General features: G+C 66.4%; 14 protein-coding genes. 11 read left to right on the top strand and 3 right to left on the bottom strand.

What is annotated here, in order from left to right:
- Positions 1-43 precede the first annotated feature (43 nt).
- Complete coding sequence (locus U1E69_RS03615; RefSeq protein ID WP_322242936.1) at positions 44-820, top strand: creatininase; 777 nt, start codon at positions 44-46, stop codon at positions 818-820.
- A 112-nt stretch (positions 821-932) separates the two neighbouring features.
- Here U1E69_RS03615 and U1E69_RS03610 read toward each other — a convergent pair whose 3' ends face one another.
- Together U1E69_RS03610 and U1E69_RS03605 are read right to left on the bottom strand one after the other, a co-directional pair.
- A complete protein-coding gene (locus U1E69_RS03610) occupies positions 933-2147 on the bottom strand; it encodes a M24 family metallopeptidase (RefSeq protein ID WP_322242934.1) in 1215 nt (404 codons plus the stop codon).
- Positions 2148-2271: 124 nt separating this feature from the next.
- Positions 2272-3168 (bottom strand): LysR family transcriptional regulator, encoded by an 897-nt coding sequence (locus U1E69_RS03605; protein WP_322242933.1) that lies wholly within the window; start codon positions 3166-3168, stop codon positions 2272-2274.
- A gap of 119 nt (positions 3169-3287) precedes the next feature.
- Between U1E69_RS03605 and U1E69_RS03600 the strand changes: the two genes are divergently transcribed.
- The 10 genes from U1E69_RS03600 to U1E69_RS03555 all read left to right on the top strand — a co-directional run bounded on the left by U1E69_RS03600 (position 3288) and on the right by U1E69_RS03555 (position 13266).
- A complete protein-coding gene (locus U1E69_RS03600; protein ID WP_322242931.1) occupies positions 3288-3695 on the top strand; it encodes a DoxX family protein in 408 nt (135 codons plus the stop codon).
- A 55-nt stretch (positions 3696-3750) separates the two neighbouring features.
- A complete protein-coding gene (ygiD, locus tag U1E69_RS03595; RefSeq protein ID WP_322242929.1) occupies positions 3751-4578 on the top strand; it encodes a 4,5-DOPA dioxygenase extradiol in 828 nt (275 codons plus the stop codon).
- Position 4579: 1 nt separating this feature from the next.
- The gene (locus U1E69_RS03590; protein ID WP_322242928.1) at positions 4580-5545 is read left to right on the top strand and encodes a glutathione S-transferase family protein; all 966 of its coding nucleotides are present in this window, start codon (positions 4580-4582) and stop codon (positions 5543-5545) included.
- Positions 5542-6096, top strand: coding sequence for a hypothetical protein (locus U1E69_RS03585; RefSeq protein WP_322242926.1), 555 nt, complete (start codon positions 5542-5544; stop codon positions 6094-6096). Before U1E69_RS03590 ends, U1E69_RS03585 begins: the two co-directional genes overlap by 4 nt.
- A 226-nt stretch (positions 6097-6322) precedes the next feature.
- Complete coding sequence (locus U1E69_RS03580) at positions 6323-7573, top strand: sugar ABC transporter substrate-binding protein (RefSeq protein ID WP_322242925.1); 1251 nt, start codon at positions 6323-6325, stop codon at positions 7571-7573.
- Positions 7574-7624: 51 nt separating this feature from the next.
- A complete protein-coding gene (locus U1E69_RS03575) occupies positions 7625-8494 on the top strand; it encodes a sugar ABC transporter permease (RefSeq protein ID WP_322242924.1) in 870 nt (289 codons plus the stop codon).
- Positions 8491-9360 carry a carbohydrate ABC transporter permease gene (locus U1E69_RS03570; RefSeq protein ID WP_322242922.1) on the top strand — a complete coding sequence of 290 codons (870 nt, stop codon included), beginning with the start codon at positions 8491-8493 and terminating at the stop codon, positions 9358-9360. Before U1E69_RS03575 ends, U1E69_RS03570 begins: the two co-directional genes overlap by 4 nt.
- Complete coding sequence (locus U1E69_RS03565) at positions 9357-10364, top strand: LacI family DNA-binding transcriptional regulator (RefSeq protein ID WP_322242921.1); 1008 nt, start codon at positions 9357-9359, stop codon at positions 10362-10364. The genes U1E69_RS03570 and U1E69_RS03565 overlap by 4 nt, the downstream gene beginning before the upstream one ends.
- A gap of 10 nt (positions 10365-10374) precedes the next feature.
- Positions 10375-12261, top strand: coding sequence for a glycoside hydrolase family 127 protein (locus U1E69_RS03560; protein WP_322242920.1), 1887 nt, complete (start codon positions 10375-10377; stop codon positions 12259-12261).
- Positions 12262-12264: 3 nt separating this feature from the next.
- Complete coding sequence (locus tag U1E69_RS03555) at positions 12265-13266, top strand: ABC transporter ATP-binding protein (RefSeq protein WP_322242919.1); 1002 nt, start codon at positions 12265-12267, stop codon at positions 13264-13266.
- Between the two features lie 26 nt (positions 13267-13292).
- Here U1E69_RS03555 and U1E69_RS03550 read toward each other — a convergent pair.
- A partial coding sequence (locus tag U1E69_RS03550) for an ABC transporter permease (RefSeq protein ID WP_322242918.1) occupies positions 13293-15012 on the bottom strand: 1720 nt, incomplete at its 5' end.

Here is a 15012-nt window from a genome sequence, read left to right as displayed (position 1 = left end):
CCCCGGCAACGTAATTTTGGCCATCCCTTACAGGTATCGCCTCATGAAACATTCCACCGCCTTCGCCTCGCACCTGACCTGGCCCGACTACGCCGCCGCCGTGCAGGGCGGGCAGACGCCGATCCTGATCCCCATCGGCTCGATGGAGCAGCACGGCCACCACATGCCGCTGCATGTCGACGTCCTCTTGCCCACCGAATTCGCCCGCCGCGTGGCGCTGGAGATCGGCGCGCTGGTCGCCCCCCCCTTCACCTATGGCTACAAGTCGCACCAGAAGTCGGGCGGCGGGAACCATCTGCCGGGCACCACCAGCCTTGACGGCGCCACGCTGGTCGCGGCGCTGAAGGACGTGGTCAAGGAATTCGCCCGCCACGGCGTGCGCAAGATCTGCCTCGTCAACGGCCATTTCGAAAACTCGTGGTTCATCGTGGAAGGCATCGACCTTGCGCTTCGTGAACTGCGCTGGGACGGGATCACCGACCTCAAGGTCGTGGTCCTGTCCTACTGGGACTTCGTCCACAAGGAGGCCATCGCCAAGCTTTACCCCGGCGGCTTTCCCGGCTGGGACGTGGAACACGGCGGGGTCCTGGAAACCTCGCTGATGCTGGCGCTGCACCCCGAACACGTCCACCTTGACCGCGCCGTGGACCACGCCCCCGCCACCTTCCCGCCCTATGACGTCTATCCGGTCAAGCCGGAATGGACGCCCTGTTCCGGCACGCTCTCCTCGCCCAAGGAGGCCTCGGTCGAGAAGGGCCATATCCTGCTGGAGGTCTGCACAACGGGCATCATCGGTGCCCTGCGGGCCGAGTTCGGCTGACCTTGTCTTCTTCCTGGTGACCTTGGGGGGCTTCGGCCCCCCGTTTCTTTTGTCCTGCGGGCCGCACAGGCAAAAGGGGCCGGTCGCTTCGCCCCCTTCAGTCTTTGAGGGATCAGTTCCGGATGATGTTGTGCTCGGGTCCGAACGGAAAGCCGGTGATGTTCTCGGCCCCGGTTTCGGTCACGATCAGGATGTCGTGCTCGCGGTAGCCACCTGCCCCAGGGACACCTGCGGGCAGCATCACCATCGGCTCCATCGAGACCACCATGCCGGGCTTCAACTCTGTCGCGATATCCTCGCGCAGCTCCACCCCGGCCTCGCGGCCATAGTAGTGCGACAACACGCCGAAGGAATGGCCGTAACCGAAGGACCGGTACTTCAAGAGGTCCCACTGGCGGTACATCTCGTTCAGCTCCAGCGCGATCTCGTTGCACTTCGCACCGGGCTTGATCAGCTCCAGCCCGCGACGGTGGACGGCGACGTTCTTTTCCCAGATGTCCAGACTGGCGTCATCGACATGGTCGCAAAAGAGCGTGCGTTCCAGCGCGGTGTAGTAGCCGAAGATCATCGGGAAAGTGTTCAGCGACAGGATATCCCCGGACTGGACCTTCCGGTTCGTCACCGGGTTGTGCGCCCCGTCGGTGTTGATGCCGGACTGGAACCAGGTCCAGGTGTCCATCAGTTCGACGAAGGGAAAGGACGCCGCGATCTCGCGGATCATCGCGTTGGTGCCCGCGATTGCGACCTCGTGCTCGGGCACGCCCGCCTTGACCGCCCCCGCCACGGCCCAGCCGCCCACATCGCAGATGCGCGCGCCGGTGCGGATCAGCGCGTGTTCTTCCGCCGACTTGATCGACCGCATCCACATCGAGGCTTGCGCGATGTCCACGAACTCCACCCCCGGCAGCGCCGCTTCCAGCGCCTTGCGGTAGTCCAGGTTCACATGGTCGAACTCGATCCCCAGCCGACGCACCCCCGGCGTCAGCTGCCGCACCGCGCGGTAGAAGTTGTCGCGCCGCCAGTCGGTGTAGGTGACGTTGCTGCCGAAACTGCGCCGCCAGGGTTGGCCGCCGTCGATCCCGGCGGAAATGGTGGTCGCGGCCTTTGGGGTGACCACCATGCCGTACTTGCGGCCGAAAGCGCAGTACAGCCAGCCCGAGTAATAGTTGATGCAGTGGTAGCTGGTGAACAGCGCCGCATCGACATCATTGGCCGCCATCCAGCCCCGCACGTCATCCTGACGGCGCTTCATCTCGGCGTCGGAGAAGGGGGAATAGTCCTTGTCCCCGTTGTGCCACTCCATCACATGCAGCATGTCATCAAGCATGACTTCCCCCTTGTCGGCAGTTCGACAGCGTTGTGGGAAGTTTACCGCGCGGCCCGGTGGGCCAGAAATTTGTTCTGGAAATCCGTCCATTTGCGCCGTGTCACCCATTCCCGGCACGGCAGGATCACAGGATATCGGCGGCCCTGATGTCTTCGGCAGCAAAGTCGATCAGCGCCCGCACCTTGCGCGGCAGGACGCGGCCCTCCAGGTAGACCGCGCTAAGGGGGCCGTCCTCACCCGGCTGGTCGGGCAAGAGCCGGACCACCTGCCCCGCCGCCAGCGCCCCCCCCAGCACGAAGCGCGGCGCATAGGCGATGCCCAGCCCCTTGGCGGCCAGGTCGACCGCTGCCCGGGCCGAGTTCACCTGGAACCGGCCCTGAACCGTCACCGCCTCTGCCGCGCTTTCGGGTCCCAGAACCCAGCGCCGCGGCGTGCGGCGGTTGGTGTCGATGATACAGTCATGCAGGGCAAGGTCGGCCGGTACCTGCGGCGTTCCCCGGCGCGCCAGATAGTCCGGGCTGGCGACCAGCACGGACCGGAAACTGCCCAGCTTCCGCGCCTTCAGCGACTGTGTCTCGGTCCGGCCCAACCGGAACGCCACGTCGATCCCCTCGGCGGCCAGGTCCACATGCCGGTCGTTCAGCCGCAGATCGAAGGACAGCGCCGGATGGGCCCGCCCGAACCGCTCCAGCATCCCCGCCACCCAGATTTCGCCAAAGGTGACCGAGGCCGAGACCCGGATCACCCCGGCGAACCCCCGACTGCCTTCGGACACATCGCCAATCAGCGCATCCAGATCGTCCAAGAGCGCCGGGGCGCGGGCCAGAAGGTCCTCGCCCGCCGGGGTCAGCCCGACCTTCCGCGTCGTCCGCTGCAACAGGCGCACGCCCAGCCGCGCCTCCAACTCGGCCACGTATTTCGAGGTCAGCCGGTTCGACACCCCCAACTGCCCCGCCGCCACCGTGAAAGACCCGGTCTGCGCGGTGGCCACGAAGGCCTTGAGTTCGTCGATCAGGTCCATTCAGAACATCCTGTGGATAGTCATTCCACAACGTCTCCATTTCATGCCAAGGCGTCAAGCCTTACCTACGGGCCATCGAAACCCGCCGCGACAGTGCGGCCCCGAAAGGAACCCCTGCCATGTCGTCCAATACCGACTACGCCGCTCTGATCCTTCGCGTTTCCAGTGGCGCGCTCTTCGTCGCCCACGGCCTCATGAAGGTCTTCGTCTTCACCATTCCCGGCACTGTCGGCTACTTCGAAAGCCTCGGCCTGCCCGGCGTCCTGGCCTACCTGACCATCGCCGCCGAAGTCGCCGGAGGCCTTGCGCTGATCCTGGGGGTCGCAACCCGCGCCGTGGCGCTGGCGCTGATCCCGGTCCTCCTCGGCGCAACCTGGGTCCACTCGGGCAACGGCTGGGTCTTCTCCAGCGAGGGCGGCGGCTGGGAATTCCCGCTGTTCTGGGCCGTCATCCAGGGCGTCATCGCGCTTCTGGGCAGCGGCGCCTATGCGGTGAAGCCCTCGGCGCATAAGCTGGCGACGGCCTGACCCGTTCCGGGCCGCCCCCGCCTCCGGGCGGCCCCCTTTTCCACAGGAGATACCCATGAGCGCGATCACCGACCTTCATGCCCTGCGCGACCGGCTGGCCCCTTCGGCCCGGATGCCGGTGGTGTTCCTGGGCCACGGCAGCCCGATGAACGCGCTGGAGGACACGCCCTACAGCCGCTCCTGGACCGCTTTGGGCCAAAGCCTGCCGGAACCGGCGGCGATCCTTGTCGTCTCGGCCCACTGGATGACCCGGGGGACCACGCTGGTCGATGTCTCGAACCTGCCGAAGACGATCCACGATTTCTATGGCTTTCCCGACGCGCTTTACGCGATGGACTACCCCGCCCCCGGCAACCCGACCCTCGCGCGCGAGGTGGTCAGCCTACTGGCCAGCCACCACGCCGCCGAGGATGATACCTGGGGCCTCGACCACGGGGCCTGGACCGTGCTGCGCTTCCTGTATCCACAGGCCAGGGTGCCGGTGTTCCAGGTCTCCATCGACATGGGCCGCGGGCTGGAGCATCAGCTTGAGGTCGGCCGCACGCTGTCGCAGCTTCGCGACCGGGGCGTGCTGATCCTGGGGTCGGGCAACGTCGTCCACAACCTGCGCGCCATGCGCTTCGGCGGTGCCCCGCAGGACTTCGCGGTCGAATTCGACCGGATGTTCGCCGACCGGCTGGAAGCGCGCGATCTGAAACCGCTCGCCGACCGCGAGGGGCTTGGCTCCCTTCTGCGGATGGCGCATCCGACTGTGGACCACTACATGCCCGCGCTGACCATCGCCGGGGCGTCGGACGCCAGGGACCAGCTTACCTTCATGACCGACGCGATCGACCTTGGGTCGGTCTCGATGCGGTCCTTCGTCTTTCATCAGGGGACTTGAGATGCTTGTCGACGGGAAATGGACGGAAGATTGGCAGCCGGTGCAGAAGGCCGACGAGAAGGGCCGCTTCGTGCGCCAGACCTCCAGCTTCCGCAACTGGATCACCCCGGACGGCAGCCCCGGCCCCACCGGCGAAGGCGGCTTCAAGGCCGAGGCCGGGCGCTACCGGCTTTACGTCGCGCTGATCTGCCCCTGGGCCTCGCGCACCCTGATCGGACGCAGCCTGAAGGGGCTTGCCGACCTGATCCCGGTCACCGTGCTGAACCCGGTCCTGACAACGCAAGGCTGGCAGTTCGGCGGCCATCCCGGGGCCGACCAGGACCCCCTCTTCGCCGCCAGCTACATGCACCAGATCTATACCCGCGCCGATGACCACTTCACCGGCCGCGCCACCGTCCCGGTCCTGTGGGACATGGCCCGCAATGTGATGGTCTCGAACGAAAGCGCCGACATCCTGCGGATGTTCGACACCGCGTTCGAGCATCTGGCCCCGTCCGACCTGCGCCTCTACCCCGCCGATCTGGCCGCCGACATCGACGCCCTCAACCCCCGCATCTATGATGCCTTGAACAACGGCGTCTACAAGGCCGGTTTCGCCAGCACCCAGGCCGCCTATGACGAGGCCGTCGCCGGCGTCTTCGCCATGCTGGACGAGCTGGAATCCCGCCTGACCGGGGATTTCCTCTTCGGTGACCGGCTGACCGAAACGGACATCCGCACTTTCGTCACCCTGATCCGCTTCGACCCCGCCTACCACGGGCTTTTCAAGACCAACCGCCGCCAGATCGCCGACTACCCCCGCCTGCAGACCTATATGGAGCGGATTCTGCGCCTGCCAGGGGTCGCCGCGACCGTCGACCTCGACCACATCAAGGCCGGCTACTACTCGATCAAGGCGCTGAACCCCACGGGCATCGTGCCCGCCGGGCCGGACCATGTGGCGGCTCTCCTGCAGGCCGCCGCATGACCCGGGTCGTCCTTCTGCACGGCGTCGGCAGCAGTGGTGCCGGCATGCGCCCCCTCGCCGAGGCGCTTGGCCTCAAGGCTGACGTCCCCGACGGCCCGCAGCCCTTCGACATGGGGCCGGGGCGGCAATGGTTCTCGGTCAAGGGCATCACCGAGGACAACCGCCCCGCCCGCATCGCCGCCGCCCTGCCCGGCTTCCGCGCGATGATGAAGGCGCTGGGAGACCCCGCCCAGACCGTGCTGATCGGCTTCTCGCAAGGTGCCATCATGGCGCTGCACGCCGTGGCTGACGGGATGCCCGCCCGTGCGGTCTTCGCGCTCTCCGGTCGCCTTGCCGGGCCGGTGCCCAACCGCACGGACTGGCCCGACATCACGCTTCTGCACGGAACCGCCGACCCCGTCCTCCCCGCCGCCCTGGCCCAGGCCACGGCGGGCTGGCTGACGACCGCCGGGGCCGCGCCCACGCTTCGGCTGTTCGACGGGCTTGGGCACAGCGTGGATGATCGCGGCCTCAGCCATCTGCGCGACGCATTGGGTGCACTTGCGGCCTAGGACGCTGGCCGCGCCGCCTGCCATCAAGTGCATTGACGCAGCGCGCCTGACTGTGGTTCCATTCCCTTAGGAAAACGTTTTCCGACTCACCCGCCACCGCACCCCGCCCTGCAAGGCTCAGCCTCGGGCGGGGTCCGCGTCGATGTCGGAAAAGCTTTTCCGAACCCCGGGGAGAGGAGCCCCGCCAGGTCACCGTGCCGCAACGGCACCCAAGGGAGGATGGACGATGATCAGACCCAGAACCCGGTTTACCGGGCCTCTGACTGCTGGCCTCTTCGCGGTTCTGGCCGCGATGCCAGTTCATGCCGAAGATCTGACGATGTGGGTCCGCGAAAGCGCGGCCGACCCCGGCAAGCTTATGGTGGACCTGTGGAATTCCACCAGCGAGAACAAGATCACCCTGACCGCCATTCCCGACAACCAGATGGTGACCAAGCTTGCCACCTCGGCCCAGTCCGGCGACTCGCCCGATCTGGTGTCCTTCGACCTGATCTACATGCCCGATTTCATGAAGGCGGGCCTCTTGACCGACCTGACCGACCAGCTGACCGCCGATCCGAACTACGCGACCCACGTCCAAGCCTACAAGGACATCGCGACCTATGAGGACAAGATCTATGGCGTGGGCTTCACGCCCGACGTCTCGGTCCTGGCCTGGAACAAGGACCTCTACAAGGCGGCTGGCCTTGATCCCGAAAAGGGGCCCACGACCATCGCCGAAGTCGTCGACCACGCCCGCAAGATCCGCGCCTTGGGCGGGGATACCTACGGCTTCTGGTTCTCCGGCTCGTGCCCCGGCTGCAACATCTTCGTCACCTCGCCGATGATGGTCGCCGCCGGGTCCAAGATGCTGCCCCGCAACGGCGAGGACGAGGCGCTGACCGGCGACGGCGTCAAGATGGTGCTGGAGGCCTACAAGACCATGTGGGACGAAGGGATGATCCCCGAGAACGCGGAAATCGATACCGGGGCGAACTTCGTGTCCGCCTTTGCCTCGGGCAAGATCGGCATCGCGGGGACCGGCGGCTTCCTCATCAGCCTGATGAAGCGCGAAAACCCCGACTTCAACTACGGCCTGACGCTTCTGCCAGGTGCTGAACCGGGGCAAGTTTCGGCCTTCGTCGGCGGCGACGTCGTGGCGATCCCGGCCAATGGCAAGAACGAGGCCGCGGCACGAGAATTCGTGACCTGGGTCCTGTCGGACGAAGCGCAGCTTCAGGGCCTCGCCAAGAACTCGATCCTGACCACCCGGACCGACCTTGCCGACAACGAGTTCACCAAGGGCAACGAAAAGGTGCTGACCACCGCCCAGGCTTTGTCGGTCGGCTATGTGCCGTGGGTCTTCCACTTCGCCGACATGGTGAACTCGGATTCCTCGCCCTGGATCACGATGGTGCAGACCGCGATCTTCGACGGTGACGTCGACGGCGCCATCGAGACCGCACGGGCCGAAATGCTGGCCATCGCCGCCAAATAGCCCTCAAGGGGGCCGGTCCGCCCGGCCCCCGCCAACCCCGGGAACGCCAAGATGTCCACCCGCAGGAACGCCCTTGTCGGCCTTGCCTGGCTGGCCCCCACGCTGGCCTTCGTCGGCGTCTTCGTCCTCTGGCCGATGGTGCACCTTGTCTGGCTGTCCTTCACCTCGACCTCGCTTCTGGGCGGGGGGGAGTGGGTCGGGCTGGAAAACTACAGCACTGCCTTTGGCGATCCGAAATTCTGGGCGGCCTTCAAGTTCACGCTTCTCTACACCGCCGTCATCACGCCAATCCTCATGGGCCTCGGCTTCGCGCTGGCGCTTCTCGTGTCCCCCAACACGCCCTTGCGCCGCCTGACGCGCTCGGTCGTCTTCCTGCCCGTGGTGATCGGCCTCGCCTCTTCCTCGCTCCTCTGGTTCTGGCTCTTTGACCAGCAGGTCGGCCTCTTCAACCAGCTCCTCGTCGACCTCGGGGCCATCGACGAACCCGTCGTCTGGTTCCGCCGTGCCGAGACCGGCCTCGCCGCCGTCATCATCTCGGTCACCTGGAAGGTCGTGGGCTTCGGCATGATCCTCATCATGGCCGGCATTCAGTCGATCAGCGCCGACCTGTTCGAGGCCGCCCGCATCGACGGCGCGTCCCGCACATTGCAGGTCCGCCGCATCATCCTGCCCCTGGCCGCCCGGTCGCTGATGATGGCCACGGTGATCTCGATCATCGGCTCCATGCTCGCCTTCGACCAGTTCTACCTGATGACCGGCGGGGGCCCACGCGGCAAAACCTTCACTTCGGTCTACTGGATCTACCAGTCCGGTTTCGTCCGCTTTGACCTTGGCTATTCGGCCGCCCTCTCGGTGATCCTGATGGTCGTCATCATGGCGATGACCGTCCTCCAGTTGCGCCTGCAACGGGGGCGGCGATGAGCACGGCATCCCTTGCCCTTCCCCCAAAACCCCTCGCCCGCCGGGCCAAGGGCTGGCTGATGGCCGCGATCTGCATCGCCGTCATCACCCTGATGCTGATGCCGCTGGTCATGTCCTTCCTTGCGTCCTTCCGACCCTTGGCCGAGACCTCGGCGGTGCCGCCGACTTACCTGCCCTCGTCCCTCAGCACCGAGAACTACCAGAAGGTCGCGAACTACCAGCAGGGCATCTGGACCTATGTCCGCAACTCGACCCTCGTCGCGGGGATGACCATCGTCCTCTGCCTCGCCCTGTCGGTCCCCGCCGGCTTTGCCCTGGCTCGCTTCCCGGTCCCGGGGAAAGAGATCTGGTTCGTCCTGATCCTGGCGTCGATGATGGTGCCCTATCAGGCGCTTCTGGTGCCGATCTACCTGATGTTCGCCAAGCTTGGCCTGACCGGGAACCACTTCGGCCTCGCGATCCTGCACACGATCCTGCAGCTGCCGTTTTCCGTCTACCTGATGCGCAACAGCTTCGAGGCCGTCCCGAAGGAACTCGAGGAAGCCGCCCGCGTCGACGGCGCCTCGACCGCCTTCCAGCTGCGCAGGGTCTTCATCCCGCTGGCGCTGCCGGGGATGGTCACCGTGGCGCTGTTCGCCTTCATCACCTCGTGGAACGAGTTCATCGGCGCGCTGATCCTGATGAACACCGAAAGCGCCTTCACCGTGCCGATCATGCTGACCGGCGTCGTCTCGGGCGATTTCGGGTCGGTGGACTGGGGCGCCCTGCAGGCCTCGGTCGTCGTCTCGATGCTGCCCTGCCTCCTCGTCTACCTCGCCTTGCAGCGCTACTACGTCTCCGGACTATTGGCGGGGGCCGTGAAATGAGTGCAGACGACAAGCCGCGCGGCAGCGCCACGATCCACGATGTCGCCCGCGAGGCTGGCGTCTCCATCGGCACGGTGTCTAAGGCGCTGAACGGAACTGGCTCCCTGTCGGACGACACCCGCAAGCGCGTGATGGAGACCGTCCGCGCCCTGCACTTCCGCCCCAACACTCTGGCCCGCAGCCTGCACACCGGGCTGTCGGGGTCGGTGGGCGTGATCTCGAACGACAGCTTCGGCCGCTTTACCATGCCGATAATGGAGGGGTTGGAGGGTGTCCTGTCCGGGTCCGGCATCGGGGTCTTCATGGTCAACGCCACCGACGACGCCGAGCGTGAACGGGCGCATCTTGACCAGTTGCTCGCCAAGCAGATCGACGGCCTGATCGTCACCGCCCGCCGTGCCGACCGTCGCCCGTCGGTCGACCTCAGCGGCCTTGGCGTGCCTGTGATCTACGTCTTCAGCCAGGGCGATGCGCCCGGCGCGCTGACCCTGCTGCCCGACGACCAGGGCGGCGCGCGGCTCGCGACCGACCACCTGATCCAGCGCGGCCGCCGCCGCATCGCCCACGTCACCGGCCCCGAGGATTTCGAGGCCGTCCGCCTCCGCGCGGCCGGCTGGCGCGAGGGCGTCACGGCGGCAGGTCTGGAACCCGGCCCCCTCATGCACGGCTCCTGGACCGAGGCCTGGGGTCGCGCTGCCGTGGCGCAACTCCTCAACGGCCCGCGCCCCGACGCCATCGTCTGCGGCAACGACCTCATCGCCCGGGGCTGCGCCGATGCCCTGCGTGAGGCGGGCATCGCCTGCCCCACCGACATCGCCCTGACCGGCTTCGACAACTGGACCGTCATGGCCGAGGCCTGCCGCCCGGCCCTCACCTCGGTCGACATGAACCTGATCCAGCTTGGCGCCCATGCCGGGCATAAGATGACCGAAATGATCAAGGGCGAGGATGCCTCTGGCACCCTGCGCCTGCCCTGCACGCTGGTCGTGCGCGACAGCACCTGAGGAGGACCCCATGCGCCGCTACTCATCCATCCCCTTTGCCGATGTGAAGATCACCGGCGCCTTCTGGTCCGAACGGCTGGAGACGGTCCTGACCACCACGATCCCCAGCCAGCACGCCCAGCTGGCGAAGTACAACGTGCTGGAAAGCCTGAAACTTCCGAAACCCGTCCCGCCCCTGACCTTCAAGCCCCACGCCGACGGCTTCTCCACCCAGATCTTCTGGGACAGCGACGTCGGCAAGTGGATCGAGGCCGCGTCCTACGCCCTCTCCCACCGCCGCGACGCGGGTGTAGAGGCGCAGATCGAGGCGATCATCGACGATCTGGAAAAGGCGCAGGAACCCGACGGCTACGTCAACTGCTGGTATCTGGAGCGTGAGCCGCAGAACCGCTGGACCAACCTGCGCGACAACCATGAACTCTACAACCTTGGCCACATCCTGGAAGGCGCGGTCGCCTACCTGCGTGCCACCGGCAAGGACCGGCTGATGCAGGTGATGGAGCGCGCCTTCGACCATGTCGCCACCGTCTTCGGTCGCGGCCCGGGCCAGAAACGCGGCTACTGTGGCCACCCCGAGGTGGAACTGGCGCTCATCAAGGCCTGGCACGCGACGGGCAAGCGCAAATATCTGGACCTTGCCACCTACTTCGTCGACGAACGCGGCCAGCAGCCGCACTACTTCGACCAGGAACGCGATGCGCGGGGCGAGCCTGCCGGGAAATACGGCCAGGGCACCTACGAATACAGCCAGTCCCATCTGCCCGTGCGCCAGCAGACCAAGGTCGTCGGCCACGCCGTCCGCGCGATGTATCTTTACACCGCGATGGCCGACCTTGCCGCCGAACATGACGATACCGAACTGAAACAGGTCTGTGAGACCTTGTGGAAAGACGTCACCTCGACCCGGATGTATGTCACCGGTGGCTTCGGCCCCTCGGCCCGGAACGAGGGCTTCACCCAGGACTACGACCTGCCGAACGACACCGCCTATGCCGAGACCTGTGCGTCCTGCGCGATGATCTTCTGGGCGGCGCGGATGCTGAACCTGGACCTTGACGGCCAGTATGCCGACCTTCTGGAACTCGCGCTTTACAACAATGCTCTGGCGGGCCTGTCGCGGGAGGGGGACACATATTTCTACGACAACAAGCTGGACAGCGACGGCAGCCACCGCCGCTGGGACTGGCACCCCTGCCCCTGCTGCACGATGAACGTCGCCCGTCTTGTCGCGTCCATCGGTGGCTACGTCTACGGCGTGGGCGACAACGAAGTGGCTGTCCACCTCTATGGCGGATCCGAGACCGAAGTGACCCTCGGCGACGGCAAGGTCCGCATCGCGGAAAGCTCATCCTACCCCTGGACCGGAGCCATCCGCATCGCGGTGACCCCCGACGCCCCACGAGACTTCGCCGTCTCGCTCCGCATCCCCGCCTGGTGCACGGCCCCGAAGGTCCGCGTCGCCGGGGCGGACGTCCCGGTCAAGGCCGATCGCGGCTACCTGCGGCTGACCCGCACCTGGAAACCCGGCGACGTGGTGGAACTCGACCTCCCCATGCCCGGCGAACGCCTCTGGCCGCACCCCGAGATCAAGGCCGACGTCGGTCGCGTGGCGCTGCGTCGTGGCCCGCTGGTCTACTGCTTCGAGGCGCAGGATCAGAAGTCCCCCCTCCACCGCCTGCGCCTGCCGCGCGGCAATGCGGTGACGGACGAATTCCGCTCCGACCTCCTCGGCGGGATCAGTGTCCTTCGGGCCGAAGGCCAGGCCATCACCGACCAGGACCCTGCGCTTTACCGCACCCACCCGCCCGCCGAGGGGCCGTCCCCCCTCATGGCCGTGCCCTATTACATCTGGTGCAACCGGGGTCCGAACCCGATGCAGGTCTGGATGCGGGAGTAGCCGATGCCCGACGAGCAACTGCGCCTGACCAGCTTGCGGAAAAGCTTCGGCGGGTTCGAGGCGATCAAGGGAGTCGACCTGACCGTCGAGAAGGGCGAATTCTGCGCCCTTCTCGGCCCCTCGGGCTGCGGCAAGTCCACGCTTCTGCGCCTGATCGCCGGACTGGAGGAACCCTCCAGCGGACGGATCGAGATTGCCGGGCGCGACGTGACGATGGAGGAACCCTCGGCCCGCCAGATCGCGATGGTCTTCCAGTCTTACGCGCTTTACCCGCACATGACAGTGGCCGAGAACATCGCCTTCTCGCTGGAGGCCGCCGGGGTCGCCAAACCCACCCGCCTCGCCCGCGCGGCCGAGGTGGCAAAGCAGCTGCAGCTTGACGCCCTCATGACCCGCCGCCCGGCCGAACTCTCTGGCGGCCAGCGCCAGCGCGTCGCCATCGGCCGGGCGCTGGTGCGCAACCCGCAGGTGTTTCTTTTCGACGAACCCCTCTCGAATCTGGACGCCCTTTTGCGCGTCCAGATGCGGCTGGAACTGTCGACCCTCCACCGCGAGCTTGGTGCCACGATGGTCTATGTCACCCATGACCAGGTCGAGGCGATGACGATGGCCGACAAGATCGTCGTGATGAACGGCGGCGAGGTGCAGCAGATCGGCGGCCCGATGGACCTGTACGAAACACCCGCCAACCGCTTCGTGGCGGGCTTCATCGGCAATCCGGCGATCAACTTTCTGCCCGGAGCCGCTCTTGGCCTGTCAGCCCACGAAGTCGGCTTGCGGCCCGAGCATATCCGGCTGGTCCCCGATCACGGCGCGGCGCTGGCGGGGACCATCCGGCTGGTCGAGCGGCTTGGCAACCAGACGCTGGTGCATGTGGCAACTCCGACAGGACTGGTCTGCGTGCAGGGCCCTGGTCGGCTGTCCGCCACGGTCGGCGACAGCGTCGGGCTGGCCTGCGACGCGGATCAAGCGCTTGTCTTCGACGCCAATGGCCGCCGCCATTAGCCTGCCGGCGCTGTTGAGACCTGCCTTCAGTCGACCAAAGCGCCTCGGTTGCGCGCCCATTTGATCAAGAGATGGTCGGCAAGGATTCCCATGAAGGCCACGGCAAAGCCAAGGACCAGCCCCTTGCCCACGTCGGTCGAGGACAGCGCACGCTGCATCTCTTGCCCCAGGTCCTGCGTGCCGATGAAGGCCGCGATGATCACCATGAACAGCGCGAACATGATCGACTGGTTCGCGCCCACGACGAGGGTGGGGATAGCCAGCGGCACCTTGACGTGCCGCAGAAGCTGGCCGGGGCTTGCCCCCGACATCTGCGCCGACTCCACGATCTCGGGCGGGATGCTGCGCAGGCCCTCGATCGTGTAGCGAATGATGGGCACGGTCGCGAAAACCGTGACCGCGGCCACGACGGCAACGTCGTTCACCCCGAACAGCATGACGACCGGGATCAGGTAGATGAAGCTGGGGAAGGTCTGGGCCGTATCGCAGACCAATAGGAACCGCTGTGCGCGGGTCTCGTTCGCGGCCCCGATCAGGCCCAGGGGCACGCCGATGATCAGCGCCAGGGCGACCGAGACGAAGACGGTGTAGGCCGTGATCATTGCCCGGTCCCACCAGCCCGACAGAGCGATGGGCAGCGAAAGGGCCAGGCAGACCAGCGCCGAGCGCCAGCCCCCGATCCGCCAGCCGATCCCGGCCAGCGCCACCAGCACGGCCGAGGTCGGCAGCCACAGGAAAGCGTCGCGCAAGGGGATCAGGACCCAGGTGATCAGGAACCATCGCAGCCAGTCGGTCACAGGGTCGATCAGGTCGATGAAGCCGCCGACCACCGCGTCGATCGGCCCGGCCATGCTGAGCGCCTGCTTGCGTTCGACCTCGGCGAAGTAGGGGTGCGCCCAGGCGGCGAGGAAACCCAGGGCAACAAGGCCCAGCCAGATCGCCAGCAGACGGTGGCGCTGGAGCCAGGTTGCGCCCTCGACATGTTCGGGTTGCTTCATCGCCCAGGCCTTCGACGTCCGGTCCAGAACGATGGCCAGAAGGACGATGGTGATGCCGATCTCGACCGAGAGCCCGATCTTCAGTGCCTGCAAAAGCTGCAGCAGCTTCTGTCCCAGCCCCGGCATCCCGATGAAGCTGGCCAGAACGACCATCGCCAGGCTTTGCATGATGACCTGGTTGACGCCGATCAGGATCTGGGTCCGCGCGGCGGGCAGGCGGACGCGGGTCATCAGCTGCCAGCGGGTCGTCCCGCTCATCTTGCCGCTTTCGATGATCTCAGGCGACACCGCGCGCAGACCCAGAAGCGACATGCGGATCATCGGCGGGACCGAGAAGATGATGGTGACGATGGCGCCAGCCTTGGGGCCCACTCCGATGAAGACCACCACCGGGATCATGTAGGCAAAATGCGGCAGGGACTGCGCGATGTTCAGGATCGGGTTCAGGATGCGTTCGGCCAGGCGGTAGCGCCAGGCCAGGACGCCCATCAGCAGGCCGAAGACCACCGAGAACGGCACCGCGACGACGATGACCGACAGGGTCTCCATCGCCCATTTCCACTGGCCCATGACGGCGATCCAGACGAAAGTGCCGCCCGCCAGCACGGCCAGCCGCCAGCCGCCCAGCGCATAGCCCGCCATCCCGGCGGTGGCGGCGATCACCACCCAGGGGATCGGGCCAAGATGCGGCCAGCGCGATTTGCCGTAAAGCAGGTTCGCCGTAACATCCAGGCAGAACTCCACCACG

It is taken from the genome of Tabrizicola sp. (assembly GCF_034366665.1).
GTDB lineage: Bacteria > Pseudomonadota > Alphaproteobacteria > Rhodobacterales > Rhodobacteraceae > Tabrizicola.
The sequence above is the reverse complement of the archived record's forward strand: the minus strand, read 5'-3'. Positions and strand labels throughout refer to the sequence as shown.

Coding starts and splice junctions, on each gene's coding strand:
- U1E69_RS03560 (WP_322242920.1), top strand. CDS start 10,375: ATGCGCCGCTACTCATCCATCCCCTTTGCCGATGTGAAGATCACCGGC.
- U1E69_RS03615 (WP_322242936.1), top strand. CDS start 44: ATGAAACATTCCACCGCCTTCGCCTCGCACCTGACCTGGCCCGACTAC.
- U1E69_RS03575 (WP_322242924.1), top strand. CDS start 7,625: ATGTCCACCCGCAGGAACGCCCTTGTCGGCCTTGCCTGGCTGGCCCCC.
- U1E69_RS03565 (WP_322242921.1), top strand. CDS start 9,357: ATGAGTGCAGACGACAAGCCGCGCGGCAGCGCCACGATCCACGATGTC.
- U1E69_RS03570 (WP_322242922.1), top strand. CDS start 8,491: ATGAGCACGGCATCCCTTGCCCTTCCCCCAAAACCCCTCGCCCGCCGG.
- U1E69_RS03580 (WP_322242925.1), top strand. CDS start 6,323: ATGATCAGACCCAGAACCCGGTTTACCGGGCCTCTGACTGCTGGCCTC.
- U1E69_RS03555 (WP_322242919.1), top strand. CDS start 12,265: ATGCCCGACGAGCAACTGCGCCTGACCAGCTTGCGGAAAAGCTTCGGC.
- ygiD (WP_322242929.1), top strand. CDS start 3,751: ATGAGCGCGATCACCGACCTTCATGCCCTGCGCGACCGGCTGGCCCCT.
- U1E69_RS03585 (WP_322242926.1), top strand. CDS start 5,542: ATGACCCGGGTCGTCCTTCTGCACGGCGTCGGCAGCAGTGGTGCCGGC.
- U1E69_RS03610 (WP_322242934.1), bottom strand. CDS start 2,147: ATGCTTGATGACATGCTGCATGTGATGGAGTGGCACAACGGGGACAAG.
- U1E69_RS03600 (WP_322242931.1), top strand. CDS start 3,288: ATGTCGTCCAATACCGACTACGCCGCTCTGATCCTTCGCGTTTCCAGT.
- U1E69_RS03590 (WP_322242928.1), top strand. CDS start 4,580: ATGCTTGTCGACGGGAAATGGACGGAAGATTGGCAGCCGGTGCAGAAG.
- U1E69_RS03605 (WP_322242933.1), bottom strand. CDS start 3,168: ATGGACCTGATCGACGAACTCAAGGCCTTCGTGGCCACCGCGCAGACC.